We start from the raw sequence: 25,278 nt of genomic DNA on the forward strand, positions 1-25,278 counted from the left end.
CCTTGTATGACGAGGAGTCCGACCGTTCATCGAGCGGGCGCGCCGATCAGCGCGCCGGGCGCAGGCGGGATTCCCGGCGCGACGTCGATGTCGCCGGGAGGCCGGGAGGCGACGCCTCGCGTCACCTCCGAGCCGTGCTGCTTCGCGGTCGCGACAGCAGCCATCCCTTCCCCATTTGCCTCAGTGCACCTGTGATTCCGCCCGGTGGACGGCCCCTCTGCACGCAGCGCGTCGACGGTGAAGTCGGGCTGGTGGGTCGAGTGTAGGAGTGCCAACCCCCGGTTTCAAGGAGTTGTCACTTCTTGCCATCGGGGCGGCGAACGCAGCGACGCCCCGCTCCCGAACCGCGGGAGCGGGGCGCCGTCTACGGCCGTGGGCTAGTCGTGCTGGGCGCTCTGGTGAAGCTCCCAGGTGACGTTGTCGCCGTGCTGCTGGGTCCAGAAGGTGCGCCAGCCGTCCGTGAACGCCTTCGGCAGTTGCGCACCGAGGATTCCGGCGGAGGACGGGTCGCCGTTGGACACGTGGATGCCGGTGATCTCGTTGTCGCCGTCGTTGTAGCCGGGGCTCGTGAAGTGGTCGTAGGTGGCCGACGCGTCACGGCCCTCCGCGAGCCAGCGAGTCGCGGTCGGAGCCTTCGCCCCGGTGCGGCCGACATCGATCACATAGCCGGAGTCGAGGGCGTCGCGCTGCGTGTGCAGCGTGTCGCCCGCGTCCTCGACCACGAGCAGCTTGTCCGGGGTCTGGAACTGGATGTTGTCGAGACCCGTGTGTGCCAGGTCGCCCACGAAGGCGGGAGACAGGGTGCCGGTCGTCGCGGACGGCGACGACTGGCTCAGGCGGAACACCGCGCCGAACGCCCCGGGGAGGGTGCTGGTCTTGTCGGTGTCACCGGTCTCGGTGAAGTAGAACTCGCCGAACTTGGTGCCCGGACGGAAGACGCCGTTCTCCGGACGCTTGAACGGGGTGGCCCCGGCCGCCGCGGCGGCGGCCGTCGCTCCGTTGTCCGCTCCCGGCGTCACGGTGACCCAGCGCGTGGAGAACGAGGAGCCGTAGGTGTGCAGGTCGGTGATGAACGGGTCGGACGGGTTGGCCGCGAGCTGCTTCGCCGTGACCGGGGTGCCGCCCTTCGCGCTCACCTGCAGCGCCTCCAGCTTTCCGGTGGAGAGGTCGGTGGGGGTGGTCGGGGTGAACCGGTAGATGTAGCTGTTGGGAACCTTGCCGCCGGACACCTTGGCGCCGCCGATGTCCTCCACCAGCCAGACGTTTCCGGCCGAATCGTTCTGCACGCCCTCGAAGCCGCCCGAACCGAGCGCCGGAAGCGGGATCAGCTTGCCGTCCACCGGGTCGCCCTTCGCATCCAGGCCCAGGGCGAAGACTCCACCCTTGGGCGCGGCGGACTCGGCGGTGAGCAGCAACTGCTTGGTGAACGGGTCCCAGGTGATGCCGTCGAAGTTGGGAACGGACGCGCCGTCGGAGCGCGCATCGGCGATGAGGGTGACGCGCTTGGCCGGGTCCTTCTCGTCGAGGTTGACGCGGGTGACGTAGCCCTGCGGCCCGCCCTCGTGGCCCTGGTAGAGGTAGTGGACGCCGCCGAAGACGAGGTAGACGTTCTTGTCCGGCTCGGTCTTGAATGCCTCGTGCGGGTCCTGGGTGAGCGGGCCGCCGTTGGCGGTGTTGTAGCCGTAGTGCGAGACGCCGCCGTGCGGGTTGGCCAGGGGGAGCTGGCCGTAGGCCACGGGGCTCTGGCTGAGGCCGCGAGCCAGGACGTTGTTCTGGATGCCGAAGGCGGCCGAGTTGGCCGCCACGGAATCGCGGGCGAATCCGTCCGAGTCCGACGCGGTGGCCGGCAGCGTGGCGCTGGCCAGAACGGCGAGGCCGAGGCCCAGGCCGATCGCGCCGGTGGCGCCGATCTTCTTGTGCAGGTTCATGGTTCCTCCTCTGGGCAGGACCGGCGTCCAGCCCGGCCACAACTCAACTCGCGGAGGGTGTCCGGCTGGTGACCTCGACCTGAACGTCCACCCCCCAAACGGGGAACATCCCGGGCGACGGTCGGTGGCCTCCGGTAGCGTGCGCGCATGAAGTCCCACGCCCGGTGTCTCGCCGACCTGCCCGACGGTGGACCCTGCCGGCGACCGGTCGACCCCGGCGCGCCCGGCGTCCTGTGCGACCGGCACCTCCTCGCGGCGTACGACTGGGTGGTGCGCGAGGTCGGCCTGACCGACCTGTTGCCCTCGCCCTGTCTGGCCTGCGGCGCGCGTCTCGGGGTGCGCTACCCGTCGGGCTGGCTCTGCGCGATCTGCGAGTGGCGGGTCGGCGACATCCCGGACGCCGGGGTGAGCGCGCTGCGGGTGGATGTCGTCTACTACCTCCGGTTCAAGGACCGGATCAAGATCGGCACGTCCGGCAATCCGCGCCTCAGGATCGCCGGCCTCCCCCACGACGAGGTGCTGGCGTTCGAGCGCGGCAACCGCCTGCTCGAGCAGCGCCGGCACTCTCAATTCGCGAGCCACCGCATCCCGCACACCGAGTGGTTCGAGGCGAACGACGAGCTCGCCGCGCACGTGAGTGGGCTGCGCGCCGGGGCGGAAGACCCCTGGGCCCAGTACGCCCTATGGCGAAGCCAGGAGCTCGCGTTGCGCGGCTGAATGACGAAGAACCCCACCCAGACTGTCGTCTGAGCGGGGTTCTCGGCACCGGTGTGGTGGACCCTAGGAGATTCGAACTCCTGACCTCCTCGATGCGAACGAGGCGCGCTACCAACTGCGCCAAGGGCCCTAGTGCGTAGCTACGTTATCACTTTCCGCTGCGCCGCCGAGACACCGGCACCCCGCCCGACTCGCGTTTCTCCGGAGGTCACCGCGCCCGCGGGGCACCAGCCGCAGAACAAGCCCGCCAACTCGGGCCACCGCGGCATCCGGTCTCTCGCTGCCGCCGAAAGCTCCGGAGAAACGCGTGCCGGGCCGGCGAACCGCGTGGCGGCGGGCATCACTGGCCGCCCGGGCGAACGCCCTCGGGGGCACCGCGCCCGACTCGCGTTTCTCCGGAGGTCACCGCGCCCGCGGGGCACCAGCCGCAGAACAAGCCCGCCGACTCGGGCCACCACGGCATCCGGTCTCCCGCTGCCGCCGAAAGCTCCGGAGAAACGCGTGCAAGAGAAACGCGTGCAGGAGAAACGCGCGCCGGGCGAGAAACGCCGAGCAGCGGACCGATCAGCCCGCCGCGGCGGTGCGGCGGCGGCGAAGTACGGCGTCGATGTCGGTCGTGGCGGCCTGCTGCTCGTCGATGATGCCCATCCGCGAAAAACGACTCGGGGTGGAGGCGGCGCGGATCGGCGTCACCTCGGGCTCCTGGTGCGCCTCGCGCAGAGCCCGCTCCGCGTCGGCCGCGGCCTGGCGCAGTTCGGCGGCCGCCTCGAGCGAGGCGGCGAGGGAACGCTCAGCGACCGGCATGGTCGCGTACAGCGGCTTCGGCACGGGCACGGGGGTCCAGGTGGACCGCACGGGCACCGCGGGGATGACGACCTGGCGCTGCACCTTCTGCACGACGGCCGGGCGGGACCGGATGGCGCGGGCCAGTTCGAGGCGCGCGCGACCGACCGCGGCCATCTGGCCGAGCATCACGAGGCTGCCGGCCGATACGAGACCGCCGCCGGCGAGCAGCGGCCAGGCCCCGGTCGTGAGCAACTGGGCGATGCCGATTGCGACTGCGGCGAGGGAGGCGAGGAGGATGAGGGAGGTGATGGCCCGGGAGCGACGCAGCCGACGGGAGGAACTCGAGGAGAGCGCGATGTCCGCGGCGATGGCCGGCTGGGACTCGGCGAGGCGCCTGGCTGCCGCCCGCGCCGCCGCGGCATCCTGGGCGCTGGCGACGGCGGCCTGCCGTTCCATCTCCTTCTTGAGGAGTCGCTCCTGCTGCGCGGCGCTGCGAGCAGAGAATTCGGCCCGCACCTCGGTCGGCACCTCGGCGGTCTCCGCCATGATTCGCAGCGTCTGCTGCAGGCGGATCGCGTTGCGTTCGGTGGCCAGGTATTCGCGCCGGCGCAGCCAGGTGGGCACGAGATAGACGAGCCAGAGCAGCGCGGCGGCCGCGATGATCATGCTCGATCCGAACCCGTCTGCTCCCATACCCATACGCTACGAGGGCGGCGCACGAAACACGCCGATTAGCGAGGGTGTGTTCCGGGCAGAAGTGCGGCATCCCGATCCGCCTGGGGCACCGTGCCGGCGCCCACGGGCACCCGCCCGTCCCGCCAGCGCCGCAGCACCCCGGACGGAACCTCCTCCGCCACCAGGGCGAAACAGAAGTGATCGCGCCAGTCGCCGTTGATGTGGATGTACCGCCGGCGCAGCCCCTCGTAGCGGAAGCCGAGCTTCTCCACCACGCGCAGGCTCGGGCCGTTCTCCGGCCGGATGCAGATCTCCATGCGGTGCAGGCCCACCTGGAAGAACGAATAATCGGTGGCGAGGGCGACCGCGGCGGGGGTGATTCCGAGGCCGGCGAAGCGCTCGGAGACCCAGTAGCCGACCGACGCCGACGAGAGCGACCCGTAGGTGATGCTCGAGACGTTCAGCTGGCCGGCGAGCTCGCCGTCGTACTCGATCACGAACGGCAGCCCGAAGCCGGCCCGTGCATTGGCCTGCAGGCTGCGGATGCTGGACCGCACGTCGAAACTCATCGCGCCGTGGGGATTGGTCGCCTCCCACTTGCGCAGCCAGCCCCGGTTGTCGAGAAGTTCCCGCTCGAGCGCCCGGGCATCCCGGAGGCGAATCGGGCGAATCGCCACGTTGCCCTCACGGAGCGTAGGTATCGGCGTCGCCACGGTCACCATTCTAGAGGCTGGCCGCCACGGCGCCCGAGCCGCCCGGGAGACCGGACGGCCGGGCGCGGACGACTACTCCAGGTCCTTGGCGAACTCCTTGAGCCACGGACGAAGGTCCGGACCCAGGTCTTCGCGCTCGACGGCAAGCTGCACGATCGCCTTGATGTAGTCGAGGCGGTCACCCGTGTCGTAGCGGCGGCCGCGGAACACGACGCCGTACACGCCGCCCGCGATGCTGGGGTTGGCCGCGAGGGTCTCGAGCGCATCCGTCAACTGGATCTCGCCGCCCTTGCCCGGCTTGGTGTGCTCGAGGATGTCGAAGATCTCCGGCTGCAGAACGTACCGGCCGATGATCGCGTAGTTCGACGGCGCGTTCTCCTTGGTCGGCTTCTCCACCAGGCCGGTCACGCGCACGACGTCGTCGGTCTCGGTCGCCTCGATCGTCGCGACGCCGTACATGTGCACGACGGACGGGTCCACCTCCAGCAGGGCGACGATGGTCGCGTTGCGCAGGCCCTGCTCCTCGATCATGCGGGCGAGCAGCACGTCGCGGTCGTCGATGATGTCGTCACCGAGCAGCACGGCGAACGGCTCGTGACCGACGTGCATCCTGGCCCGGAGCACGGCGTGACCGAGTCCCTTCGGGTCGCCCTGGCGCACATAGTGCACCTCGGCGAGGTCCGTCGCGTAGTTGACCTTGCGCAGGCGCTCGATGTCACCCTTCTGCAACAGGGTCGCCTCGAGCTCGCCGACACGGTCGAAATGGTTCTCCAGGGCGTTCTTGTTGCGGCCCGTGATCATGAGAACATCGGTGAGTCCCGCGGCGACGGCCTCTTCCACCACATACTGGATGGCTGGCTTGTCGACCACGGGAAGCATTTCCTTCGGCATGGCTTTGGTCGCGGGCAGGAACCGTGTTCCGAGGCCCGCTGCGGGAATGACTGCTTTTGTGATCTTAAACGACATGTGGACAAGGCTAACCTGTGCCCGTTTCGAGGGGGTTAACAAACGACACACACTTAGGATGTGAGCATGAGCGGGGATGTTGGCCACCATAAGCGGGCCCTGAGGGCCGAGATACGCGAGCATCGGCGCATCATGACCGCGCCGGAGCGGGAGCGGTCGACGACGGAACTGAGTCGGCACCTGATCGAACTCGCGACGAGACTCGGCGTGAAGACCCTCGCCGCGTACCTTCCCTCCCGTGACGAGCCGAACATCCGGCCGTTCCTCAACTGGGCGTCGGAGCACGGCGTGCGCATCCTCTTCCCGATCTCTCGCGACGACGGCCTCCTCGACTGGACAGTCGGAGACGGGGAGACCGAGATCGAGGGGCTCTTCGGAATGCCGGAGCCCGTCGGCGAGTTGTTAAGTCCATTCGCCATTAATGACGTCGACCTGATCATCGTGCCGGCCGCGTGCGTCGACCGAACGGGACTGCGCATGGGGTGGGGACGCGGATACTTCGATCGCACGCTCGGATCGATGGAGAAGTGCCCACCGGTCTATGCTGTGATCTTCGACCGGGAACTTGTCGACTCAGTGCCCAGCGAGGTGCACGACAAGCGCGTGGATGGTGCAGTCACACCGAACGCCCTCGTCACCTTCTGACTTTCACCCAGTACCGCCTACCGCACGGAGGACCGCGTGCCCACCTATTCGTACCGCTGCGCGAACTGCGACCACGCGTTCGACCAGTACCAGGCGTTCACCGACGACTCCCTCACGGTGTGCCCCAACTGCCACGAACCGCAGCTGCGCAAGGTCTTCAACTCGATCGGCGTGACCTTCAACGGCACCGGCTTCTACCGCAACGACGCCCGCGCGGATGCCAAGTCCAGCACGAAGTCGGCCTCCAAGGGGGCGTCCGGCGAACCCTCGGGCGGTTCGGCGACGAAGTCGGACACGAAGTCCGAGCCGAAATCCAAGCCTGACTCGGCCCCGTCAACTCCGGCAAAAGCCCCGGCTGCGGTATCGTCGAGCTCCAGCTAGTCCAGTTCGTCGCGTAGGGAGTCACGCAATGCTCAAGGGGTTCAGAGAGTTCATTCTGCGGGGCAACGTCATCGACCTCGCGGTCGCCGTCGTCATCGGCGCCGCCTTCACCGGCATCGTCAACACGATCGTCAACAGCGTCTTCAACCCGGCGATCGGCGCGCTCTTCAACGCCAAGTCGCTCGAGAAGGCCCTGCCGGTCTCGATCCCGACCACCGGCGGAGGCACGGCCACCATGCACTTCGGTGCGGTCATCGCGGCCGTCATCCAGTTCCTGCTGGTGGCGATCGTGGTCTACTTCGCCCTCATCGTGCCGATCAATTACCTCAAGCGCGTGTCCTTCCGCAAGAAGCAGGAGGAGCCGACGGCCGACGAGGAAGTACCGCCCACCGAACTCGAGCTCCTCGGCGAGATCCGCGACCTGCTGGCCAAGAGTCCGGCGTCGAGCGGCGCGCACTCCCAGCCCTCCGAGTAGCGCCGCCGGCAGCCCGCCCGGTCGCCTCGGCCGCCTCGGCCGCCGCGGCCACGGCGGCCACTCAACCGTCACCAACTGCTCGCCGGCAAGCCCCATCCGACACTTACTGACGGACGAGTGGACACCGGCCCGCCAAACCCCACTCAACCGTCACCAACTGCTCGCTGGCGGGCCCCAGCCGACACTTACTGACGGACGAGTGGACACCGGCCCGCCCAACCCCACTCAACCGTCACCAACTGCTCGCTGGCAGGCCCCAGCCGACAGTTACCGACGGTTGAGTGGGATTGCGAGCCGAGACGAGTGGGATGCTGAGCCGGCCTTCTCAGCCCCAGTGCGGCGGCTTGTCCACTCTCAGGCGCTCGTCGTTCTCGCCCTCGGCGTGGCGCTGCGGCTCGCTCGGCGGGCTGGGGTCCGCGCCGGGAACCGGCGTGGTGGTGACCCGGCGTCGCTTGCGCGGCGGCTTGCCGGGCGCGGGCTCGGTGCCATCCGTAGCGTCCGGCACCAGTCAGCCCCGCGGGGCGACGATCGGGATCGGCTCGGTCTTGGGCGCCGTGTCGAGGCCGAGCATGGTGACGATGCGATCGGCCACGGCATCCGGCTCGCTGAAGAGCTCGAAGGCGTGTACCCGAAGGTAGTGCCAGCCGAGCCGGCGCAGCATCTCGGGGCGCAGGCGCAGCGACTCGCGCAGGCTGGACCCTTGAAGCACGGTGTCGGTCTCGATCGTGAGGCACATCCCCTGGTGCGACGCCACGAGGCCGAGCTTGCCACGATGGCCGAGCGCGACCCGCAGACCGCGCACCTGAAGGCGGCGCGCCAGGTCGACGAGCATGGGCTCGCTGTCGTCCGGCACCGGCTGGATCGTGCTGCGGGCGCTCACGTCGGCGAGGATCTCCGCGAGGGCGACCGCGCCGTACTGCATGCGGCCCTCGTCGATGTCCTGCGGTTCGAAGCAGGTGACGATCACCATGGACCGACGTGCCCGCGTCATCGCCACGGCGAGGAGCCGTTCGCCGCCCGGCCGCCCGAGGGCGCCGAAGTCGCTGAGCACGCGACCGTGCGGGGTGCGGCCGTAGCCGATCGAGAGGATGACGCGGTCGCGGCTCTGGGCCACGGCCTGTTCGATGGTCATGACGGCGAAGGGCTCTGCCCGGTCGCCGAGCACGAACTCGCTCACCTCTGGACGCCCCACGGTCGCGGCGAGCACGGCCTGCTGCACCCGAACGGCGTGACGCGCGCTCGCGGTGATGATCATGAGCGACTCGTGCGGTCGGATCGTGGCGTGCTCGATCACGAGTTCCACCGCGCGGTTGACCTCGGCGTCCACGCTCTCCACTCCCCCGGATTCCGGATCGGGCATGCCCGAGCCGTCCGCGACGAAGTCAAGCCGGATGCTGCTGTGGCCGAGGAAGCTTCCGGCCCAGGGGAAGGACTCGATCTTGCCGGCATAGAAGCGGCGGTTGACGAGCTCGGCAAGATCCTCGCCGCCCGCACGGTAGCTGCGGGTGAGGGCCAGGGTCGGCAGCAGGGTTCCCAGCCTGGCGAGTGCGGACTCGGCGTGAAGCTCGTCGAGGGCGGCGGCGACGTCGTCGTCCTGCTCGTCCTCCGCATCCCCCAGGGCGATGTCGAATGGCGCCGGGGTCTGGGTCACGGGGTCGCCGAAGGCCACGGTCTGCTTTCCACGGCGGATCGCGGCGACGTTCTCGGCGAGCGTCGTGGCGCCCGCATCGACCAGGATCACGGTGTCGAAGTGCAGGGTGTCGGTGATCTGGGCCACCTCGTACGGCGACGCGAGCCAGATCGGCGCGACCGTGCGCGACAGGTGCGGGGCCGCCTCCTGCAGGACGCGGGCATCCATGCGCTCGGTGCGAAGGACGGTCTTGAGCTCCGCGGCCTCGTCCGGCCAGTCGACCAGGCCGATGCTCCAGCTCTCGGCGAGCTGCCAGGCCAGAAGTTGCGCGCTCCCGGCGGCGTGCGCCTCGTCGACGAGCCGGAAGTCGGCCTCGAGTCGGTCGAGCACGGAGGTGTTGGCGTTGAGCAGCGCCCGGTCGGTCTCGAGGAGGGACTCGAGGGCGGACTGCCACCAGGCGAGTTCGAGCTCGGCCGCGACCTGCTCCTCCGGCACGTGCCGGGAGGCGAGGTCTTCGAGCAGAGGGTCGAGCTGGAGGTCACGCAGCGTGGTGCGCAGGTGGGCCCGCTCCTGCAGGTTGTGCAGCACATCGGAGTCGGCGGCGAGGCCGGCGATCCGCTCAATGAGCACGTGGATGGGCAGGTAGACGAGCTGCGTCTCGCGCGTCACCGCGCCGAGCGGCTCGTCGAGGAAGGTCAGGTCCTGCGCCACCTGCTGGTACGCGACCTGCACGTCCGCGATTCCCACCGGCACCTCGGGGGTGACCCCGGCGGCGACGAATCGCTGCCAGAGGATGCGCTGCTGCTGGATGCGAACGAGCGCCTCGTTGAGGTCGCCCACGTGCACACCGGGCCGCACGTATTCGCGGGCGAGCCGCTTGAGCCTGCGTCGGTTCGCGCCGGACATCTCCGGGGAGTCCTTGCGGGATGACGTGGCCGCGATGAGCTCGCTGAGCGAGCGGTCGAAGACCACCGGCTGGAACTTGTCGAGGGTGTCGCGGATGTCGGTGAGCAGCCGCAGGTAGACGCCCAGCTCGTTGATCGACTCGAAGGGCCGCATCCGAGTGCCGGAGATGAGTTCGTTGGCGCGCTCGAGCAGGCGCGGCAGTTCGGTGTGGTGCAACTGCTGGGCGATGCCGTGGGCGCGGGTGGCCGCCTCGCTCGAGGAGAAGGTGGCGCCGTACCAGGGCGAGTCGCCCGGGCCGTACTTGAACTCGCCGAGGGTTGCCGCCTCGACCATGGCGGTCGCGGCGCGGGAGCGGTCGTCGGCCATCAGCTCGACCGACTGGCGGGAGAGGCGGGCGGTCGTCGCGGGAGGCGTCGGCAGGAGGGCGAGCCGGGAGAGCTCGGTGAGGCAGTCGAGCACCGACACGCGAAGGGCGGGGTCGCGACGGGCGACGGCGCCGCGGTAGTCGAGCAGAACCTTGCGCAGGCGCACGAGGGCGTCATCCACCTCGCCGACCTGGGGCGCCTTGGCCTTCTCGTTGCGGCCGATCGAGCGGATGAGGTCGCGGCGCAGCGTGGCCGGAGACACCGCGATGCCCGCGAGACCGATGTCGCCGAGGCGCTGGGCGATGCCGGTGAGCGAGGAGCGGCGAGCGCTCACCACCAGCACCCGCTTGTTCTGGCTCACGAGGCACCCGAGGGCGTTGACTATCGTCTGGGTGGCTCCGGTGCCGGGGAGGGTCTTCACGACCACGGAGTTTCCGGCCGCGATTTGGGCGATCACGTTCTCCTGCTCGGCATCCGCGTCCAGCAGCAGGGTGTCCGTCTCCGGCGTGCGCCGGTCAGGATTCTGCGGTTCGACCGGGGCGTAGCTCTCCTCGATCGTCCACTTCGCCGAGGGGTTGCCGGCGAGCGCGTCGAGGATGGGGTGCTCGAGGTCGGCGGCGTCCTCCACCATCGCGGTGCCCACGTCGGCGAACGACGAGACCACGAGTCGCGGCTGCACGTTGAACCAGTCGAGGTGGGAGGTCAGGCCACGCAGGCGGTCGATCACCGGGTTCGGCTTGAACGATCCGTCTTCCTCGGCGAGCGCCACGAAGGCGCCGGTGTCGAGTTCGATCTGGAACTGCTCAGCGAGGGCCTTCGCGAGCGCCGGGTTCAGGAACGGCGCCCCCTTGAGCTTCACCTCGAAGTCGCTGCCGTAGCGCCGGATGGCGAGCGGACGCAGCAGCACCGGGGCACGGTATTCGACGCCACCGTGCTGCCAGTCGGCGATTCCGATTCCCAGGTGGATGGAGTCGATGCCGCGGGCCGTGGCGAGTTCGAGGCCCTTCGCCGCGATCTCCCCGGCGGCGAGCTTGGCCGCGCGCAGGGCGACATCGTCGCGGATGAGGCTCGAGAGCAGGGTGCTCTTGCCGGTGATGAACTGGGCGAGTCCGCCCGGATGCGTCGCCCCGAGTTCGATGCGGGTGCGGGGCGAATCCACGAAGTGCAGAAGCGGCGACGGGCCGCCCACCGTCGCGAGCTGGCTGCGCCACTCGTGCCACACGGGCTCGGCGACATTGGCGAGCACGTAGTTCGGGTCACCGAAGGTCAGGGCATGAGGGGCGGTCACTTGCAGCTCCACGCGGGCACGGTCATCGCCAGGCTCGTCGAAGAGATCGTCCTGAGGTCTATTAGCACGCCACACACCGTTACCTTAAGCGTGCAACCCGTCAAAGCCGGGGAGATGCGGGGGAGTTTCGCTTCCGCGCTGCGGGAATCGGCCCTGGAGAGCCGTCGCGAGCAGTCAGTCGGCCGCCCCGGCGAGCAGCACGCAGGTGCACAGGGCATCGATGGCCGCCTCGAGTTCCGCGATCGAGGGGAAGGTCGGGGCGATGCGGATGTTGGAGTCCAGCGGGTCGTTGCGGTGCGGCCACGTGGACCCGGCCGGGGTCACCGCGACGCCGGCGTCCTTCGCGAGGGCGATGGCCGCGGCGGCGGTGCCCGGCGCGACGTCGAGGCTGATGAAGTAGCCCCCGGCCGGGCGCGACCAGGTCGCCACCCCGGTGAGTCGCCGCTCGAGAATGGCGAGCACGGCGGCGAAGCGGGGCTCGACGACGGCCCGGTGGGCGCGCATGTGATGGCGTACGCCATCCGCACTCTTCAGCAGCCGCACGTGGCGAAGCTGGTTGATCTTGTCGGGCCCGATGGTCTGGGCCGCGCTGTGCCGTCGGAACCAGGCGATGTTGTCCACCGAACCGCCGAGGAAGGCGACGCCCGCGCCGGGCAGGGTGACTTTGGAGGTCGAGGCGAAGACGAGTGGACGGTCGGGATGCCCGGCCGTCGCCGCGGCGCCCAGAACGTCGATCACCGGCGGCTCGTCGTCGGTGAGGTGGTGCACGGCATATGCGTTGTCCCAGAAGAGGCGGAAGTCCGGCGCGGCGGTGGGCATTCCGACGAGCGCGTCCACCTCCTCCTCGGTGTAGACGAGTCCGGTGGGGTTCGAGTACATCGGAACGCACCACATTCCTCGGATCGAGGCGTCCTCGGCCACGAGGCGGGCGATCGTCTCGAGGTCGAGCCGGCCGTCCACGAAGGGCACGGGGATCATCCGGATACCGAGCGACTCGCAGATGCTGAAGTGACGGTCGTAGCCGGGAACCGGGCAGAGGAAGGCCAGGTCCTCAACGTCGCGCCAGGGACCGCTGCCCCCCGGCACGCCGTGCAGGAGGGCGTTAACCACCGAGTCGTGCATCACGGCGAGGCTCGCGTTGCCGAGGGCGAGCAGCTGGGCGGCCGGCACGGCGAGGAGCTCGGCGAAGATCTCGCGCAGTTCTGGCAGGCCGTCCGCGCCGCCGTAGTTGCGCAGGTCGGTGCCGCTCGCGTCACGGTAGTCGTGCTCGCCGGGAAGGGAGAGGAGCGCGTTGGACAGGTCGAGCTGCTCGGGCGACGGCTTGCCGCGCGTGAGATCAAGAGTGAGGTTGCGCTCTCGGAGGCTGTCGTACTGGCGCTCAAGGTCTGTTCGTGTTTCGCTCACCCGTCAAAACTAGCGTGTGGATCCGCGCGATCCCAGTCGCGTGGGGTAGGCTCCTCAAGGTCACATTCTGGTAACGCAACGCGATATGGAACTTCTCGGATCTTGGCTTCTCACCTCGGCAGGCACTCGGCCCCCCGCACGCAACGTCCCACCATCTCCCTGCGACGGGCCGCCGCCACCGGCACGGCCATGGTCGTGGCCCTCGGTCTCGCCGCGACGATGGCCATCCCGGCCGTCTCTGCCTCGGCGACGGATGCCGACGCGCAGGTCTCGTCGATGATCGAGCGTTCGCAGCACCTCACGGTGAGCAGCACGGTCGAGACCGACGACGTGGTCCGCGACAAGTCGAGCGTCTAGTACGCGGCGACGCGGATCGCGCTCGGCGTGTACGGCGGCGGCGCCCTGCCAGCGACGCCCCTGTCGGTCGGCGCGAACATGTACATCAACCCGCCGGACCTCCAGGGCGGCGGGCCGGCCGTGGTGCAGTACGCGATGCAGTTCGTGGGCATGGTGCCGTACATCATGGGCGGCAACTCGCCGAGCACTGGCTTCACCTGCGACACCTTCGTGCGGTACGTCTACGCGCAGTTCGGCGTTCACCTCACCGGCAACGCCGTGGCCGAGGCGGCCCAGGGCACGGTCATTCCGCGCTCGGAGGCCGTGGCCGGCGACCTCGTCTACTACCCGCACCAGCACATCGGCATCTATGACGGCAACGGCGGAATCGTCGACGCGCCGAAGCCCGGCAAGGACGTGTCGCACCGTCCCATCTGGGGCAACCCGGAGTTCATCCGCCTGTAGCCGTTCGGCGGTCGGCGCGGTCAGACGACGATCAGCGCCGGCAGCGGCCGGGAGTAGACCCAGCGCCGGAGGATGTCGTCGACCGCCTCCCCGCCCCCTGACGCCGCGACGAACGCGGCGAAGTCGCGCGGCGTGACCGTGCGCCAACGGTAGGCGAGGGTGTAGCCGCGGAGGGCGGCGAAGAACGACGCATCGCCGAGGTGCCGCCGGAGCGCGTGCAGCGCGAGGGCGCCGCGCTTGTAGACCCGGTCGTCGAACATGGCCCGAGGTCCGGGGTCGCCGATCTCGATGTTCTTCGGCAGCTCGTCGAGGCGGTCCCACGCCTCCCGGGCGCTCTGCTCGGCGGTCGCCCCACCGCTAGCCTCCGCCCACAACCACTCCGCGTAGCAGGCGAAGCCCTCGTGCAGCCAGATGTCGCGCCAGGCGCCCGCGGTGAGGCTGTTTCCGAACCACTGGTGGGCGAGCTCGTGGGCGATCAGGCGGTCGCTGCCGTGCGCCCCGTCCACGTGGTTGCGGCCGAACACCGCGGTGCGGTGGGCCTCGAGCGGGATCTCCAGCTCGTCCGGGGTCACGATCACCGAGTACGTCTCGAACGGGTATGGGCCGAACAGTCTCGAGAACAGGCCGATCATCTCGCCCAGGCGCTCGAAATCCGTCGCCACGTTCCGCGCGAGCTGCGGGGGGAAGTGGATGCGCGTGGGCACCGGCGCCGCGAGCACGTCGAGAGTGCGGTAGCGGCCGATCTGCACGGTCGCGAGGTATGTCGCCATCGGCTCGGTGGCCGCGAACAGCCACCGGGTGCGCCCGGAACGCGTGGTCTGCGAGACGAGGGTGCCGTTGGAGACCACGGCGTATGACGACTCGCACGCCACGGCGAGGGTGAGCGTGGCCTTGTCGCTCGGGTGGTCGTTGCAGGGGAACCACGACGACGCCCCGGACGGCTGACTGGCCACGAGCACGCCGTCGGCAAGCTCCTCCCAGCCGATTTCGCCCCACTGGCTGCGGATCGGATGCGGGCTGCCGCGATAGCGCACCACCACCTCGAACGCCTCGCCGTCGGCCAGCGGCAGCGCGGGGGTGATCACGAGCTTGCGGGCCGTCTGGGAGACCTTGCGTGGGCGCTCGCCCGCCACCGTGATCCGGTCGACCACGAGGCCGGCGAGGTCGAGGCTGAACCGCTCGAGCGCCTGGTCGGCACGGGCCGAAATGACCGCGGTCGCCACGAGGCGATTGGTGCTCACCCGGTAGTCGAGGTCGATGTCGTAGTGCTCGACGACGTAGCCGCTGTTACCGCTCGTCGGCAGGTAGGGGTCTCCCGCGGACGGGGAGCCGTAGGTCGATCGCGGGGACTGGGGCATGACTGCCGTCAAGTATTCCATGGCGGCGACGGCCAGGGCGAAATGGGGTTGCCCGCCCAGAGCGAGCCGGGCGGCACCCGTTCGCCCCGCATCACGAGCGAGCCAGGGCCCACCGAGGCGCCCTCGTCGATCGATGCCGCCGGCAGGATGACGCTGTTCGGGCCGAGTGTCGCCCCGGTGCTGATCCGCACGGTGTCCAGTTGCATGATCCGGTCGTGGAAGAGGTGGGTCTGCACGACGCAGCCTCGGTTGACGGTCACGCCGTCGGCCAGGGTCACGAGGTCCGCCTCCGGCAGCCAGTAGGTCTCGCACCACACCCCGCGGCCGACCCGCGCGCCGAGGCTGCGCAGCCACCACGCGAGCGCCGGGGTGCCGGTGGCGTTCGCCGCGAACCACGGGCGCGCGACCATCTCCACGAAGGTGTCCGAGAGCTCGTTGCGCCACACGAACGACGACCAGAGCGGATGCTCGCTCGCGTCGATCCGCCCGGCCACGAGCCACTTGGCGCAGGTCGTGGCGGTCGCCGCCGCCGCGCCGGCGGCGAGCATCACAACGCCGGAGAGAACGACGCACCACACCCCGCCGGCCACGATCCAGAGCGACTCGAGGGAGCCGAGAACCCCGAGCGCGATCCACGCCGTCACGAAGACCGGCACGATGCGCAGGGCCTCCCAGGAGCCGCGGGCGATCCGCAGGGCGACGCTCGGCTCGAAGGTGCGCCCCTCGTCCACGTCGGTGACGGTGCGGCGCAGTCTCAGCGGCGGGTTGCCGATCCAGGGCGACCCGCGCTTCGCCTTGCGCGGCGTGGCCGAGAGCACGGCCACGAGACCGTTCCGCGGCACCGTGCGGCCGGGCCCCGCCATGCCGCTGTTGCCGAGGAACGCCCGTCGGCCGATCTTCGCCCGGCCGATGCGCATCCAGCCGCCGCCGAGTTCGTAGGTGGCCACCATCGTGTCGTCGGCGAGGAACGACCCGGGCGCGATGGTCGTGAGCGAGGGGATCAGGAGCACCGTGGATGCCTCGACCCCGCTGCCGACGGTGGCGCCGAGCATGCGCAGCCAGACCGGCGTGAACAGGCTCGCGTAGAGCGGAAAGAGCAGGGTCCGCGCACTGTCGAGCACGCGCTCGGTCGACCAGGCCTGCCAGCCGATGCGGCTGCGCACCGGGAAGTACCCGTCGCGGAGCCCCACGCCGAGGGCGCGCACGGCGAGGAGCACGAGGAACGCGTAGCTCGCCCCGCTCACCAGAACGGCGAGCGGCACGGCGACGGCCGCCCGCAGGAGCGCGACCCCGAGGGTGGACGCGTCGCCGATGGTCGAGCCGACGACGAGCGCCCCCAACGCCAGGCTCACGGCGGGCATCGCGGAGAGGGCGACCGACCCGGCCCCGTAGACGAAGAGCCAGCGCCGGCCGCGCGGCGGCCGTTCGATCGGCCAGGCGTGTCGTGCGGAGCCCACGCGCGCGGCGGGCGACCCGGCCCATCGCTCGCCGGCCGGCACGCGCGCGAAGACCGCGGCCCCCGGTTCCACCTCGGCCCCTCTCCCGACGCTGGCCCCGCCGAGAAGGGTGCTCCGCGACCCGATCACCGCGTCGGCGCCGATGTGCACGTGGCCGAGGCGCAGAACGTCGCCGTCGATCCAATAGCCGGCCAGGTCCACCTCGGGTTCGATCGCCGCGTGCGGGCCGATCGACAGCATCCCGGTGACCGGCGGAAGCGAGTGCAGGTCGACCCCCTCGCCGATCTTCGCGCCGAGCGCCCGCGCGTAGTAGCTGATCCAGGGCGCGCCGGCGAGGCTCGCCGGACCCACGAGAAGCGACACCTGCTCGGCGAGCCAGAGCCGCAGGTGCACAGAGCCGCCGCGCGGGTAGTCTCCCGGCCGCACCCCGGCGAGCAGGAGCCTCGCGGCGACCACGGCGATCGTCATCTTGCCGAGCGGGGTGATGAACAGCACGAACCCCACGGCGATCCACCACCAGGACACGGTGGGCACGAAGGAGACCCCGAAGACGAGGGAGAGCAGGTTGTTCGCCACGGCGAGGTAGACCAGCCAGCGTGCGCCGACCAGCACGTGCAGCGGGATGCCCAGCAGGGTCTGGGCGAGCTGGCTGGCGAGCGGGGTGCGCGCGACCTTCCTCGTCGCGGCGGGGGCGGCTGGCGCACGAGCGTCGAGCTCGTCGGCGAGCGACCCGATCCGCGGGTGGTCGTAGATGTCTGAGACCCTGGTCTGCGGATGCCGCTCCCGGATCGCCGAGACCAGCTGGGCGGCGGAGAGCGAGCCGCCACCCTGCGCGAAGAAGTCGTCGTCTGGGCCGGCCACCGGGGCTCCGAGGATCGCGGTCCAGCGCTCGGCGATCCAGGCGGCGGTGGGCGACAGCTGCTCGGCCGCGGGCTCGTCGGAGGCGGGGAGCGGCCAGGGCAGGGCGGCGCGATCCACCTTGCCCGAGGTGCGGGTGGGCAGCTCGTCCACCACGGCGAGGAGCGGAACGAGGGCGGCGGGGAGGGCATCCCTCAGGGCATCGCTCGCGACAGCGCGATCGAAGCCCACCACGCCGTCGACGAGGGCGAGGTAGCCCACGAGCACGTGGTTGCCGGCCGGGGTTGTCTGCACGGCGGCCGCGGCGCCGGCGACCCCCTCGAGCGACTGGAGCGCCGCCTCCACCTCGCCGAGCTCGATCCGGCGGCCGCCGAGCTTCACCTGGTCGTCCGCGCGCCCCACGAAGACGAGGCCCTCGCTCTCGAAGCGCACGAGGTCCCCGCTGCGGTAGGCCCGATCCCAGCCCAGTCCGGCGTGGGGCGCGAACTTCTCCGCGTCCTTCAGCGGGTCGAGGTAGCGGGCGAGCCCGACCCCACCGATGATGAGCTCCCCCGTCTCCCCCTCCGCCACCCGCTCCCCCGCGGCATCTACAACCGCGAGATCCCAGCCGTCGAGCGGAAGACCGATGCGCACGGGTCCCGCGCCCCCGAGCGGCGCGGCGCAGGCCACGACGGTGGCCTCCGTGGGGCCGTAGGTGTTCCACACCTCGCGACCGCGGGCCGAGATCCGCGCCGCGAGCTCGGGCGGGCACGCCTCGCCGCCGAAGATCACGAGTCGCACCAGCTCGAGCGACTCCTCGGGCCAGAGCGACGCGAGGGTGGGGACGGTCGAGACAACGGTGATGCCGTGGGCGATGAGCCAGGGGCCGAGGTCGACACCGGAGCGTACGAGCGACCGCGGTGCCGGAACGAGGGACGCCCCGTTGCGCCAGGCCAGCCACATCTCCTCGCAGGACGCGTCGAAGGCCACCGAAAGGCCGGCGAGCACCCGGTCGCCCGGTCCGATCGGCTCGCCCCGCAGAAAAAGCCGGGCCTCCGCGTCCACGAAAGCGGCCGCGGAGCGGTGCGTCACCGCGACCCCCTTGGGCACACCGGTCGACCCGGAGGTGAAGATCACCCAGGCGTCGTCCTCCGGGCGGGGAGCCTCGGCGGACGGCTCATCGGTCGACTCGCCGTCGGTGACGGAACCGCGCGTGCCGATGGCCGAGCCGATCGGCTCGAACACGCCGCCCGCCCCGATCACGCCCACCACGGCCGCCTCCTGGAACACGAGCAGCGCCCGCTCCTCCGGATCGTCGGCATCCACCGGAACGTAGGCCGCGCCCACCACGAGCGTCGCCAGGATCGACAGGTAGAGATCCCGCGTGCCCGAGGGGATGCGGATGCCGACGGCGTCTCCGCGGCGCACGCCGGCCCGGCGAAGCGCTCTGGCCTGCTCGTTGACGAGCCGCAGCAGCCGGCGGTAGCTGATCGCGCCGTCCGGGTCTTCGAGCGCCACGGCATCCGGATTGTCCCGCGCGGTCTCGGCGAGGATCTGCACGAGCGTGCGCGCCTGTGCGCGCCGAGAACCGGCCTCGAGCACGCTCTGGCCGGGGGCCGACTGGATCACTCACGCTCCTTGCGTGGTGCCCCACGCGATCTGTGCGGCTAGCTGGCCTCGCGCTGCTGCAGCGGGATCGACCCGGTCACGATCTTCGCGAGGGCGTCGCGCTCGGCCTCCAGCGACGCGACCGTCGCCTCATCGAGCCCGGGACGCAGAACGTCGTTGAACGGGCTGTCCAGCCCCGTTTTCGTGTAGACCGCCACGGAGTACGCACTCGCGGCTGCCTGGAGCTTCGCCGCGGCACGCTGGGACTTCTTGAGCGACGCGTTTCGGCCGCCAACGACTTTCGCGTGGTTCTCGAGGGCCTTGATCAGGTCCTTCAGAGTCGCGTCGATTTTCTTGGACATGGCTCTCATTCTCCACTACGTTTGCGGTCGCTCGCTAGGAGCGCCCGCGTCGCTCCGGTCGGAGCTCGCTCAGAGGTTGATGCCGCGGTCGCGGAGGTACGGCACCGGGTCGCGCGCCACGTTGTTGGAGCGCACCTCGAAGTGGAGGTGGCAGCCGGTGGACCACCCCGTGCTGCCGACCCGCGCGACCTGCTGGCCGGCGCTCACCGTCTGGCCGACGCTCACGAGGATGCCGCCGTTAACGATGTGGCCGTACCCGGTGGAGATTCCGCTTCCGTCGCTGTTGGCGATCTGCACGAAGTTGCCGTAGCCACCGTAGGGGCCGGCGTAGATGACCCGGCCGGAGTGCGCGGCCCAGATCGGCGTGCCACAGCCCGCCCCGAGGTCGGTGCCGGAATGCAGGGCGTTCCGGTGGGTGTACGGGTCGAGCCGGTAGCCGTAGACGCTCGTGATCCGACCGCCGGCCGGCCTGGCCCATCCGCTCGAGACGGTCTGTCCACCGCCGCCACCGCCGCCTCCGCCGCCTCCGCCGCCCGCTGCCGCCGCCGCCGCTGCCGCCGCCGCCCGGGCCGCTGCCTCGGCGGCCGCCTTCGCCGCCGCCGCGACGGCGACTCCGGTGCGATAGCCGGCCTCGGTCTGCTGGGTGTTGTTCACGAGAAGCGCGAGCTGGGCGTCGAGCTCCGACTTGTGGGCCGTCTGCTCGGCCAGCGCGTTGGTGGCGTTCGTCGCCGCAGTCTGGGCCTCGTCGAGGGCGACCTGGGCGGCCTCCGCGAGCGCCTTCAGCGCGGTCTTGGCGAGGGTGCTCTGTTCGGTGAGGGACTGCGCGCTGTTCTGCTCCTGCACCGCCTTCTCGTACAGGCCCTTCGACTGGTCGGTCACCTTGCTGGCGAGGCTGAGCTGAGACAGGAGGTCGGCTGCCTTGCCGCCGTTGAACATGAGGGTGGCGACGACCTCGGTGTTGCCGGAGCGTGCCATCTGGGAGGCCATGGCGCCCGCCCGCTCGCGCGACGTCTTGGCGCGTGCCTTCGCAGCATCCGCCTGGGCCGCGAGGGCGTCCGCCTTGACCGACGCGTCGTCGAGCTTCTGCTGGGCGACCTGGAGTTCGGTGCCCTTCTTCTCCGCCTCGGCCTGAGTGGCCTGTACCTGGGCGCTGAGGGCGTTCAGCAGGCCCTGGAGGCGGGCGATCTGCGCGTTCTTGGCACCCTCGTTGGCCCGAGCGGCCTGAACGTCGCCCCAGCTGGGGTAGGTCGTGGCCCACGCGGCCTGGCCGGACGCCACTGACCCGGCGGCGAGCAGGGCGAAGGCGATGAGCCCCGCGACCAGTCGGAGACGGGCCTTATCGGCGCTGCGCGGCATGGCGCTGGCGTGTTCGGTGTGGCTCATGATCCCCATACATGACGTGCGACCAGGTCGCGTGTAACACCAGTAACACTGGCAACATTCACCACATTAGCAACGACTGGCCCCCGATAGCGAGGATCCGGCGGATCTTGCTGCGGTCGGCGGCGGCCGCTCGGCCAATGTTTCGCTGGGTTACGGGCACGGGTGACTCTTCGCGCCGCCTCCCCTAACGTGAAGTGACCGGCGCCAGTTCGGCCCGGCTTCCCCCGTGATGAGGCCAGAATGTCCCACTCTCCCCAGCCCGCGCAGCAGCTCTCGGCATGCCAGAGCGAGCACGCGATGGGCTGCGAGAAGATCGGGCCGGGGCACGCGATGCACCTCATCCAGCAGCGCGTGGTCTCCGCGACGCCGAGCAAGTGGCTGGATGCCGTGGTCGGCGCCCCGATCGGCGACGGCTGGGTGCGTCTGCACCTCCTCGACGGCAGCGCCGTCACCGTCTGGCACCACGAGGCGCTCGAAAACCTCGCGACCGCGGGCGAGCCGGTCGGCATCCACGGCGTCTACAACGTCGTCGCGGTAGGCGATCGCTGGTTCAACGTGCTGGTCGAGGGTGACCTCGCGCCCTGACCGGGTTCAGTAGCCCCTGGTCTCAGCTCATCGACATCGACTTCATCGAACCGAGCATCGCCTCGCAGGCCTTCTGGCACTCCATGCAGGCCTGAGCGCACATCCGGCACTCCTCGCGCATGTCCGCGTGCGCCATGCACTCGGCCGCGCAGGCCATGCACATGGCGATCGTGGTCTCGAGCATCGACATCATCGCGGGCATGTCGTAGCCCGCCGGGCGCATCATCATGCGCATCATCGTGTTGCAGACGTCCGCGGTGCTCGCGCACATGCTCGCGCAGCGTGGCATGTCCATCATGCCGTCGGCGCACACGGTACAGGCCTGCTCGCACGCCGAACAGGCCTCGATGCAGGCCTGCATGCCCGCCATGTCCATCTTCTGGGTGTCCTTCATGTCCTTCATCGACATGGACATCATTTCGGCCATCATGCTCATCGCTCGCCACCCATCGTCCCCACCGACGACCGGCACGCTGCCCGGTTCACGTTGACGGCAGAGAATCTCTGGTACAAAATGTTACGCCGATTGAGCCGCCACGTACCCGATGATTCCGGGCGAATTTCTCCCCCGGCTAGCCCACCAGGTCGCGCCAGTTCGCCGGCACCCGATCGCGCGGACCGGGAGCCGTCTCGTCGACCGGGCGGTGCGTGGGCGGCGCCAGCGCCGGGCCGCTGATCATTGCGGACGTCCGGTAGTCCCAGAACCAGTCCTCGCCGGGCTCGAAGCTCTGAATGATCGGATGCCCGGTCGCCGCCGCGTGGTCCGTCGCGTGCTTCGCCGGTGAGGAGTCACAGCATCCGATGTGGCCGCATTCCGCGCACCGCCTCAGGTGCACCCACCAGCCACCGGCGGCGTCGCACTCCACGCAGCCGCTGCCGCTCGGCGGAACGGTCACGTCGATTCCGGTCGACTCCGCGCCGGTCATGCCGCCTCCAGGTCCTTGGTGAAGGAGTGGATCACGATCGCCTCAGCGCTGAGCGCGGGGTCGAACAGCGGGGTGTAGCCGGTGGCGAGGTACAGCCGCACGGCCTCGGGCTGGCGCGGACCGGTGCTCAGCACGACGGTGCGGAAACCGCGTCTGCGTGCCTCCGCCTCGAGTTCGGCGAGCACGAGCCTGGCGAGCCCCTGGCCGCGATGGTCGGCGTGGGTCCACATTCGTTTCACCTCGACCGTCGACTCGTCGATCGTCATGAATGCTCCGCCCGACACCGCCGCTCCGTCACGCAGCAGCAGGGCGAACGTGCCGCCCGGCGCGGTGAAGGCCTCGGCCGGGTAGCGGGAGATCTCCTCCGACGCCGGCTGGCCGAACATGGTGCCGTAGCGTCCGTCGTACTCGCGCTCGAGGTCCTCGAGGAGCGGCGCCACGAGCGGGTCGAGCGGGTCGGTGTGCACGAACCGGTCCCCCGGCTGGAGCGTCGGGGTGGATCGGTTGCCTGACTGCGTCACGATGGTGCTTCTTTCCTACGGTGTGGGGTTAATCGTGCCACCTCTCGGCGCCCCCTGCTGTTTCCCGCGGCCTGTTATGGTGCGCGGCATCGTCCATCGGTCGGAGGGAGGACCCCGCAGTGCTCGACACGACACACATCCGACCCGCGGAGGTCGTGGCGACGACCGGATTCCGGGCAGACATTCAGGGGCTGCGTGCTGTCGCGGTCGCGCTGGTCGTGCTGAACCACGCGGGCGTTCCCTGGCTCGCCGGCGGCTACGCGGGCGTCGATGTCTTCTTCGTCATCTCGGGGTTCCTCATCAGCGGTCATCTGGTGTCCGCCCTGCGCGACAACGGCCGCATCGACTTCGCGCGCTTCTACGCGGCGCGGGCGCGCCGCATCCTGCCCGCCTCGCTCGTCGTGATCGTCGCGACCACGGTGGCTGCCCTCCTGCTGCTCTCGCCGCTTCGCATCGCGACGATTGTGCGAGACGGGATCGCGTCCGCCCTCTACCTGCCCAACCTGCTGTTTGCGACCGAGAAGACCGACTACCTCGCCGGCACCACCCCGTCTCCGTTCCAGCACTTCTGGTCGCTCGGGATTGAGGAACAGTTCTATTTGTTCTGGCCGCTGCTGCTCCTCGCCCTGTACCTGGCGGCGAGACGCTCGACGGGGCGGCTCGCTATCGGCATTTCTCTCGTCGGGGCGCTGTCCTTCGTGGCCTGCCTGCTCGTGGCCAACACCTCCCAGCCGTGGGCGTTCTTCTCGCTGCCCACCCGAGCCTGGGAGCTCGCGGCCGGCGCGCTGGTCGCCTGTGCAGCGCCGGCACTCGCGCGGGTTCCGCCGCTGACCGCCCGGCTACTGGCGGCCACCGGGCTCGCCACGATCCTCGCCTCCGCGGTTCTTTTCGGCGCCGGGACGAGCTACCCGGGCTGGGCCACCGTGGCGCCGGTCGCCGGGGCGGCGCTCGTCCTCGGATTCGGCCGCCGCGTCGCGCGCGGCGGCGTTCTCGGCGCCCGCCCTCTCCAGTTTCTCGGTGCCCTCTCGTACTCCCTCTACCTCGTGCACTGGCCCATGCTCGCGATCCTGCACGAGAGGCTGCCGGCGGGAGAGCCGCTCCCCCTCGCCACCGGGCTGCTCGTTTCCGCCCTCGCGGTGCCCCTCGCCTATTGCCTGTTCCGTTTCGTCGAGACGCCGATGCGTGGCCGCTCGAGCATTCACCACCGTCGTGTCGTCGCCGTCGGCGCCGCGGCGTCGATCGCCCTGGCGGTCTGCCTGGCCGGGGCGGGCGCTGCCGCCTCCACCCTGCTTCCGCTGCACTCCGGCCGCGCGGCGCCGGCGACGGTGCTGTCGGCCCTCCCGGTGGGCACCGGCTTCGTGCCATCCGGCGTCTCACCCACCCTGGCCGCCGCTGTCGACGACACCGGCAAGCTCTACACCGACGGCTGCCAGCAGGGTCTCACCGGGTCCGCGGTCATCCGCTGCAGCTTCGGCGACCGCGGCTCGTCGACCGTCGTGGCGCTCTTCGGCGACTCGCACGCCGGCCGCTGGTTTCCGGCCCTCGAGGCCGCCGCCACCCGCCTCGGCATCCGGCTCGACACCTTCACCAAGTCCGGATGCCGTTCAGAAGACACCGACGGACTGTGGGACCGTACCGGCCCCTGCTCCACCTGGCGCGGCGCCGTGGTCACGGCGCTCAACGCCCACCCGCCCGACCTGATCGTGCTGGCCAACCACCTCGGCCCGCGCCCCGACCGGGACGCGGCCAGACAGCAGCGCGACTGGGAGGCGGGAATCGACCACGCCATCGAGCGGCTGCCCGCCGGCTCGCGAGTGCTCACCCTGGCGGACTCCCCGCAATTCGCGACATCGCCGGTGCTCTGCCTGGCCGAGAACCTCAACGACACGTCCGGCTGCGCGGTGTCGCGGGCGGAGGCCTTCAACCCGGCGATCGCCGCGGCGCAGAGGGCCGTGAGCGCACGCACTGGCTCCGGGTATCTGGACCTCGGCGACTACTTCTGCGACCGCACGACCTGCCCGCCGATCATCGGGTCGACGCTCGTCTACTCGGATTCGCACCACCTCACCGCAACCTACAGCCGCGCCCTCGCGCCGGTGCTCGAGCGGGAACTCCCCGCCTACCTGCCGAAGACCCGCTGACCGGGGTCGGGCCGAATCGAGATTCACGCCTCCCGCACAGCCGCAATTCATTCTCCCGTTAGCAACCGGGCGCAGGCTAGGCGGCATGCTCGCACTCACGGCGACCGTTCGCCCCACCGATTCGCCCCTCCCACTCGTGCTTCTGCGGGAGCGCCTCAACCGCTTCGAGCACGTTCCTGTCGCCTCGAACGGCACCATGGTCTTGATCCAGGGCGTGGGCCGGGTGCTCGTGCGTGACGAGGTGATCACGCTGCGACTGGATGCCGTGGCCAGCTACGAAGACATGCTGGACACGATCCGGGCCGTCATCACCAAGGAGGTGGCCGAGGCCGTCCGCCCGCAGAGTCGCGACGGGCTGACCCTCGCCTGGGAGCGACCGCAGACGGTGCCGGTGGAGCTGCGCTGATCGGCGGCCCGTGC

General features: G+C 70.3%; 24 protein-coding genes and 1 tRNA gene. 9 read left to right on the plus strand and 16 right to left on the minus strand.

The window, feature by feature from the left end:
- Window positions 1–26 precede the first annotated feature (26 nt).
- Both ACHZD8_RS09020 and ACHZD8_RS09025 read right to left on the minus strand, forming a co-directional pair.
- Window positions 27–164 (minus strand): hypothetical protein, encoded by a 138-nt coding sequence (locus ACHZD8_RS09020; protein ID WP_394769947.1) that lies wholly within the window; start codon window positions 162–164, stop codon window positions 27–29.
- 213 nt (window positions 165–377) lie between these two features.
- A complete protein-coding gene (locus ACHZD8_RS09025; protein WP_394769948.1) occupies window positions 378–1,928 on the minus strand; it encodes an alkaline phosphatase PhoX in 1,551 nt (516 codons plus the stop codon).
- A 147-nt stretch (window positions 1,929–2,075) separates the two neighbouring features.
- Here ACHZD8_RS09025 and ACHZD8_RS09030 point away from each other — a divergent pair, with 147 nt between their 5' ends.
- Window positions 2,076–2,645, plus strand: a complete 570-nt coding sequence (locus ACHZD8_RS09030) for a GIY-YIG nuclease family protein (RefSeq protein WP_394769949.1) — start codon at window positions 2,076–2,078, stop codon at window positions 2,643–2,645.
- Window positions 2,646–2,699: 54 nt separating this feature from the next.
- Here ACHZD8_RS09030 and ACHZD8_RS09035 read toward each other — a convergent pair.
- The 4 genes from ACHZD8_RS09035 to galU form a co-directional block, all read right to left on the minus strand.
- Window positions 2,700–2,775: transfer RNA gene (locus tag ACHZD8_RS09035), tRNA-Ala, on the minus strand.
- A 434-nt stretch (window positions 2,776–3,209) separates the two neighbouring features.
- Entirely contained in the window at window positions 3,210–4,124 is a 915-nt protein-coding gene (locus ACHZD8_RS09040; RefSeq protein ID WP_394769950.1) for a hypothetical protein, read from the minus strand.
- Between the two features lie 38 nt (window positions 4,125–4,162).
- Window positions 4,163–4,828, minus strand: a complete 666-nt coding sequence (locus ACHZD8_RS09045) for a GNAT family N-acetyltransferase (protein WP_394769951.1) — start codon at window positions 4,826–4,828, stop codon at window positions 4,163–4,165.
- A gap of 63 nt (window positions 4,829–4,891) precedes the next feature.
- Window positions 4,892–5,785: a UTP--glucose-1-phosphate uridylyltransferase GalU gene (galU, locus tag ACHZD8_RS09050; RefSeq protein WP_394769952.1), complete on the minus strand. Its 894-nt coding sequence runs from the start codon at window positions 5,783–5,785 to the stop codon at window positions 4,892–4,894.
- A gap of 66 nt (window positions 5,786–5,851) precedes the next feature.
- On the opposite strand from galU, the gene ACHZD8_RS09055 reads away from it, so the two are divergent.
- Genes ACHZD8_RS09055 through mscL form a run of 3 tightly spaced genes read left to right on the plus strand, consistent with a single transcriptional unit; the run spans window position 5,852 to window position 7,286 of the window.
- Complete coding sequence (locus ACHZD8_RS09055) at window positions 5,852–6,430, plus strand: 5-formyltetrahydrofolate cyclo-ligase (protein ID WP_394769953.1); 579 nt, start codon at window positions 5,852–5,854, stop codon at window positions 6,428–6,430.
- A gap of 36 nt (window positions 6,431–6,466) precedes the next feature.
- Window positions 6,467–6,811: an FmdB family zinc ribbon protein gene (locus tag ACHZD8_RS09060; protein WP_394769954.1), complete on the plus strand. Its 345-nt coding sequence runs from the start codon at window positions 6,467–6,469 to the stop codon at window positions 6,809–6,811.
- A gap of 28 nt (window positions 6,812–6,839) precedes the next feature.
- A complete protein-coding gene (mscL, locus tag ACHZD8_RS09065; RefSeq protein ID WP_394769955.1) occupies window positions 6,840–7,286 on the plus strand; it encodes a large conductance mechanosensitive channel protein MscL in 447 nt (148 codons plus the stop codon).
- A gap of 325 nt (window positions 7,287–7,611) precedes the next feature.
- On the opposite strand, the gene ACHZD8_RS09070 is transcribed toward mscL, so the two are convergent.
- From ACHZD8_RS09070 to ACHZD8_RS09080, 3 genes are all read right to left on the minus strand, one after another.
- Window positions 7,612–7,791 (minus strand): hypothetical protein, encoded by a 180-nt coding sequence (locus ACHZD8_RS09070; RefSeq protein ID WP_394769956.1) that lies wholly within the window; start codon window positions 7,789–7,791, stop codon window positions 7,612–7,614.
- 3 nt (window positions 7,792–7,794) lie between these two features.
- Complete coding sequence (locus tag ACHZD8_RS09075) at window positions 7,795–11,550, minus strand: AAA family ATPase (RefSeq protein ID WP_394769958.1); 3,756 nt, start codon at window positions 11,548–11,550, stop codon at window positions 7,795–7,797.
- Between the two features lie 99 nt (window positions 11,551–11,649).
- Window positions 11,650–12,879 carry an aminotransferase class I/II-fold pyridoxal phosphate-dependent enzyme gene (locus ACHZD8_RS09080; protein ID WP_394769959.1) on the minus strand — a complete coding sequence of 410 codons (1,230 nt, stop codon included), beginning with the start codon at window positions 12,877–12,879 and terminating at the stop codon, window positions 11,650–11,652.
- Window positions 12,880–12,981: 102 nt separating this feature from the next.
- Between ACHZD8_RS09080 and ACHZD8_RS09085 the strand changes: the two genes are divergently transcribed.
- Window positions 12,982–13,236: a hypothetical protein gene (locus ACHZD8_RS09085; protein WP_394769961.1), complete on the plus strand. Its 255-nt coding sequence runs from the start codon at window positions 12,982–12,984 to the stop codon at window positions 13,234–13,236.
- 27 nt (window positions 13,237–13,263) lie between these two features.
- Window positions 13,264–13,680 (plus strand): C40 family peptidase, encoded by a 417-nt coding sequence (locus tag ACHZD8_RS09090; protein WP_394769963.1) that lies wholly within the window; start codon window positions 13,264–13,266, stop codon window positions 13,678–13,680.
- Between the two features lie 20 nt (window positions 13,681–13,700).
- Here ACHZD8_RS09090 and ACHZD8_RS09095 read toward each other — a convergent pair whose 3' ends face one another.
- The 4 genes from ACHZD8_RS09095 to ACHZD8_RS09110 form a co-directional block, all read right to left on the minus strand.
- Window positions 13,701–15,038 (minus strand): M1 family metallopeptidase, encoded by a 1,338-nt coding sequence (locus ACHZD8_RS09095; RefSeq protein WP_394769965.1) that lies wholly within the window; start codon window positions 15,036–15,038, stop codon window positions 13,701–13,703.
- Between the two features lie 8 nt (window positions 15,039–15,046).
- Complete coding sequence (locus ACHZD8_RS09100; protein ID WP_394770025.1) at window positions 15,047–18,958, minus strand: Pls/PosA family non-ribosomal peptide synthetase; 3,912 nt, start codon at window positions 18,956–18,958, stop codon at window positions 15,047–15,049.
- 41 nt (window positions 18,959–18,999) lie between these two features.
- A complete protein-coding gene (locus ACHZD8_RS09105; protein ID WP_394769967.1) occupies window positions 19,000–19,302 on the minus strand; it encodes a hypothetical protein in 303 nt (100 codons plus the stop codon).
- Window positions 19,303–19,371: 69 nt separating this feature from the next.
- Window positions 19,372–20,685 carry a peptidoglycan DD-metalloendopeptidase family protein gene (locus tag ACHZD8_RS09110; protein WP_394769968.1) on the minus strand — a complete coding sequence of 438 codons (1,314 nt, stop codon included), beginning with the start codon at window positions 20,683–20,685 and terminating at the stop codon, window positions 19,372–19,374.
- A gap of 240 nt (window positions 20,686–20,925) precedes the next feature.
- Here ACHZD8_RS09110 and ACHZD8_RS09115 point away from each other — a divergent pair, with 240 nt between their 5' ends.
- Window positions 20,926–21,270: a hypothetical protein gene (locus ACHZD8_RS09115; protein WP_394769969.1), complete on the plus strand. Its 345-nt coding sequence runs from the start codon at window positions 20,926–20,928 to the stop codon at window positions 21,268–21,270.
- Between the two features lie 22 nt (window positions 21,271–21,292).
- Here ACHZD8_RS09115 and ACHZD8_RS09120 read toward each other — a convergent pair whose 3' ends face one another.
- From ACHZD8_RS09120 to ACHZD8_RS09130, 3 genes are all read right to left on the minus strand, one after another.
- Window positions 21,293–21,706: a hypothetical protein gene (locus tag ACHZD8_RS09120; protein ID WP_394769970.1), complete on the minus strand. Its 414-nt coding sequence runs from the start codon at window positions 21,704–21,706 to the stop codon at window positions 21,293–21,295.
- A 136-nt stretch (window positions 21,707–21,842) separates the two neighbouring features.
- Window positions 21,843–22,196, minus strand: coding sequence for a UBP-type zinc finger domain-containing protein (locus ACHZD8_RS09125; RefSeq protein WP_394769972.1), 354 nt, complete (start codon window positions 22,194–22,196; stop codon window positions 21,843–21,845).
- On the minus strand, window positions 22,193–22,717 hold the full coding sequence (locus tag ACHZD8_RS09130) for a GNAT family N-acetyltransferase (protein WP_394769974.1): 525 nt from the start codon (window positions 22,715–22,717) through the stop codon (window positions 22,193–22,195). The genes ACHZD8_RS09125 and ACHZD8_RS09130 overlap by 4 nt, the downstream gene beginning before the upstream one ends.
- A gap of 119 nt (window positions 22,718–22,836) precedes the next feature.
- On the opposite strand from ACHZD8_RS09130, the gene ACHZD8_RS09135 reads away from it, so the two are divergent.
- Both ACHZD8_RS09135 and ACHZD8_RS09140 read left to right on the plus strand, forming a co-directional pair.
- Window positions 22,837–24,858, plus strand: coding sequence for an acyltransferase family protein (locus ACHZD8_RS09135; RefSeq protein WP_394769975.1), 2,022 nt, complete (start codon window positions 22,837–22,839; stop codon window positions 24,856–24,858).
- An 85-nt stretch (window positions 24,859–24,943) separates the two neighbouring features.
- Entirely contained in the window at window positions 24,944–25,264 is a 321-nt protein-coding gene (locus tag ACHZD8_RS09140) for a hypothetical protein (RefSeq protein WP_394769976.1), read from the plus strand.
- Window positions 25,265–25,278 lie beyond the last annotated feature (14 nt).

The sequence above is a fragment of the Lacisediminihabitans sp. genome (genome assembly GCF_043726815.1).
GTDB lineage: Bacteria > Actinomycetota > Actinomycetes > Actinomycetales > Microbacteriaceae > Lacisediminihabitans.

Coding starts and splice junctions, on each gene's coding strand:
- ACHZD8_RS09040 (WP_394769950.1), bottom strand. CDS start 4,124: ATGGGAGCAGACGGGTTCGGATCGAGCATGATCATCGCGGCCGCCGCG.
- ACHZD8_RS09025 (WP_394769948.1), bottom strand. CDS start 1,928: ATGAACCTGCACAAGAAGATCGGCGCCACCGGCGCGATCGGCCTGGGC.
- mscL (WP_394769955.1), top strand. CDS start 6,840: ATGCTCAAGGGGTTCAGAGAGTTCATTCTGCGGGGCAACGTCATCGAC.
- ACHZD8_RS09110 (WP_394769968.1), bottom strand. CDS start 20,685: ATGAGCCACACCGAACACGCCAGCGCCATGCCGCGCAGCGCCGATAAG.
- galU (WP_394769952.1), bottom strand. CDS start 5,785: ATGTCGTTTAAGATCACAAAAGCAGTCATTCCCGCAGCGGGCCTCGGA.
- ACHZD8_RS09120 (WP_394769970.1), bottom strand. CDS start 21,706: ATGAGCATGATGGCCGAAATGATGTCCATGTCGATGAAGGACATGAAG.
- ACHZD8_RS09045 (WP_394769951.1), bottom strand. CDS start 4,828: ATGGTGACCGTGGCGACGCCGATACCTACGCTCCGTGAGGGCAACGTG.
- ACHZD8_RS09140 (WP_394769976.1), top strand. CDS start 24,944: ATGCTCGCACTCACGGCGACCGTTCGCCCCACCGATTCGCCCCTCCCA.
- ACHZD8_RS09055 (WP_394769953.1), top strand. CDS start 5,852: ATGAGCGGGGATGTTGGCCACCATAAGCGGGCCCTGAGGGCCGAGATA.
- ACHZD8_RS09115 (WP_394769969.1), top strand. CDS start 20,926: ATGTCCCACTCTCCCCAGCCCGCGCAGCAGCTCTCGGCATGCCAGAGC.
- ACHZD8_RS09105 (WP_394769967.1), bottom strand. CDS start 19,302: ATGTCCAAGAAAATCGACGCGACTCTGAAGGACCTGATCAAGGCCCTC.
- ACHZD8_RS09125 (WP_394769972.1), bottom strand. CDS start 22,196: ATGACCGGCGCGGAGTCGACCGGAATCGACGTGACCGTTCCGCCGAGC.
- ACHZD8_RS09030 (WP_394769949.1), top strand. CDS start 2,076: ATGAAGTCCCACGCCCGGTGTCTCGCCGACCTGCCCGACGGTGGACCC.
- ACHZD8_RS09020 (WP_394769947.1), bottom strand. CDS start 164: ATGGCTGCTGTCGCGACCGCGAAGCAGCACGGCTCGGAGGTGACGCGA.
- ACHZD8_RS09095 (WP_394769965.1), bottom strand. CDS start 15,038: ATGCCCCAGTCCCCGCGATCGACCTACGGCTCCCCGTCCGCGGGAGAC.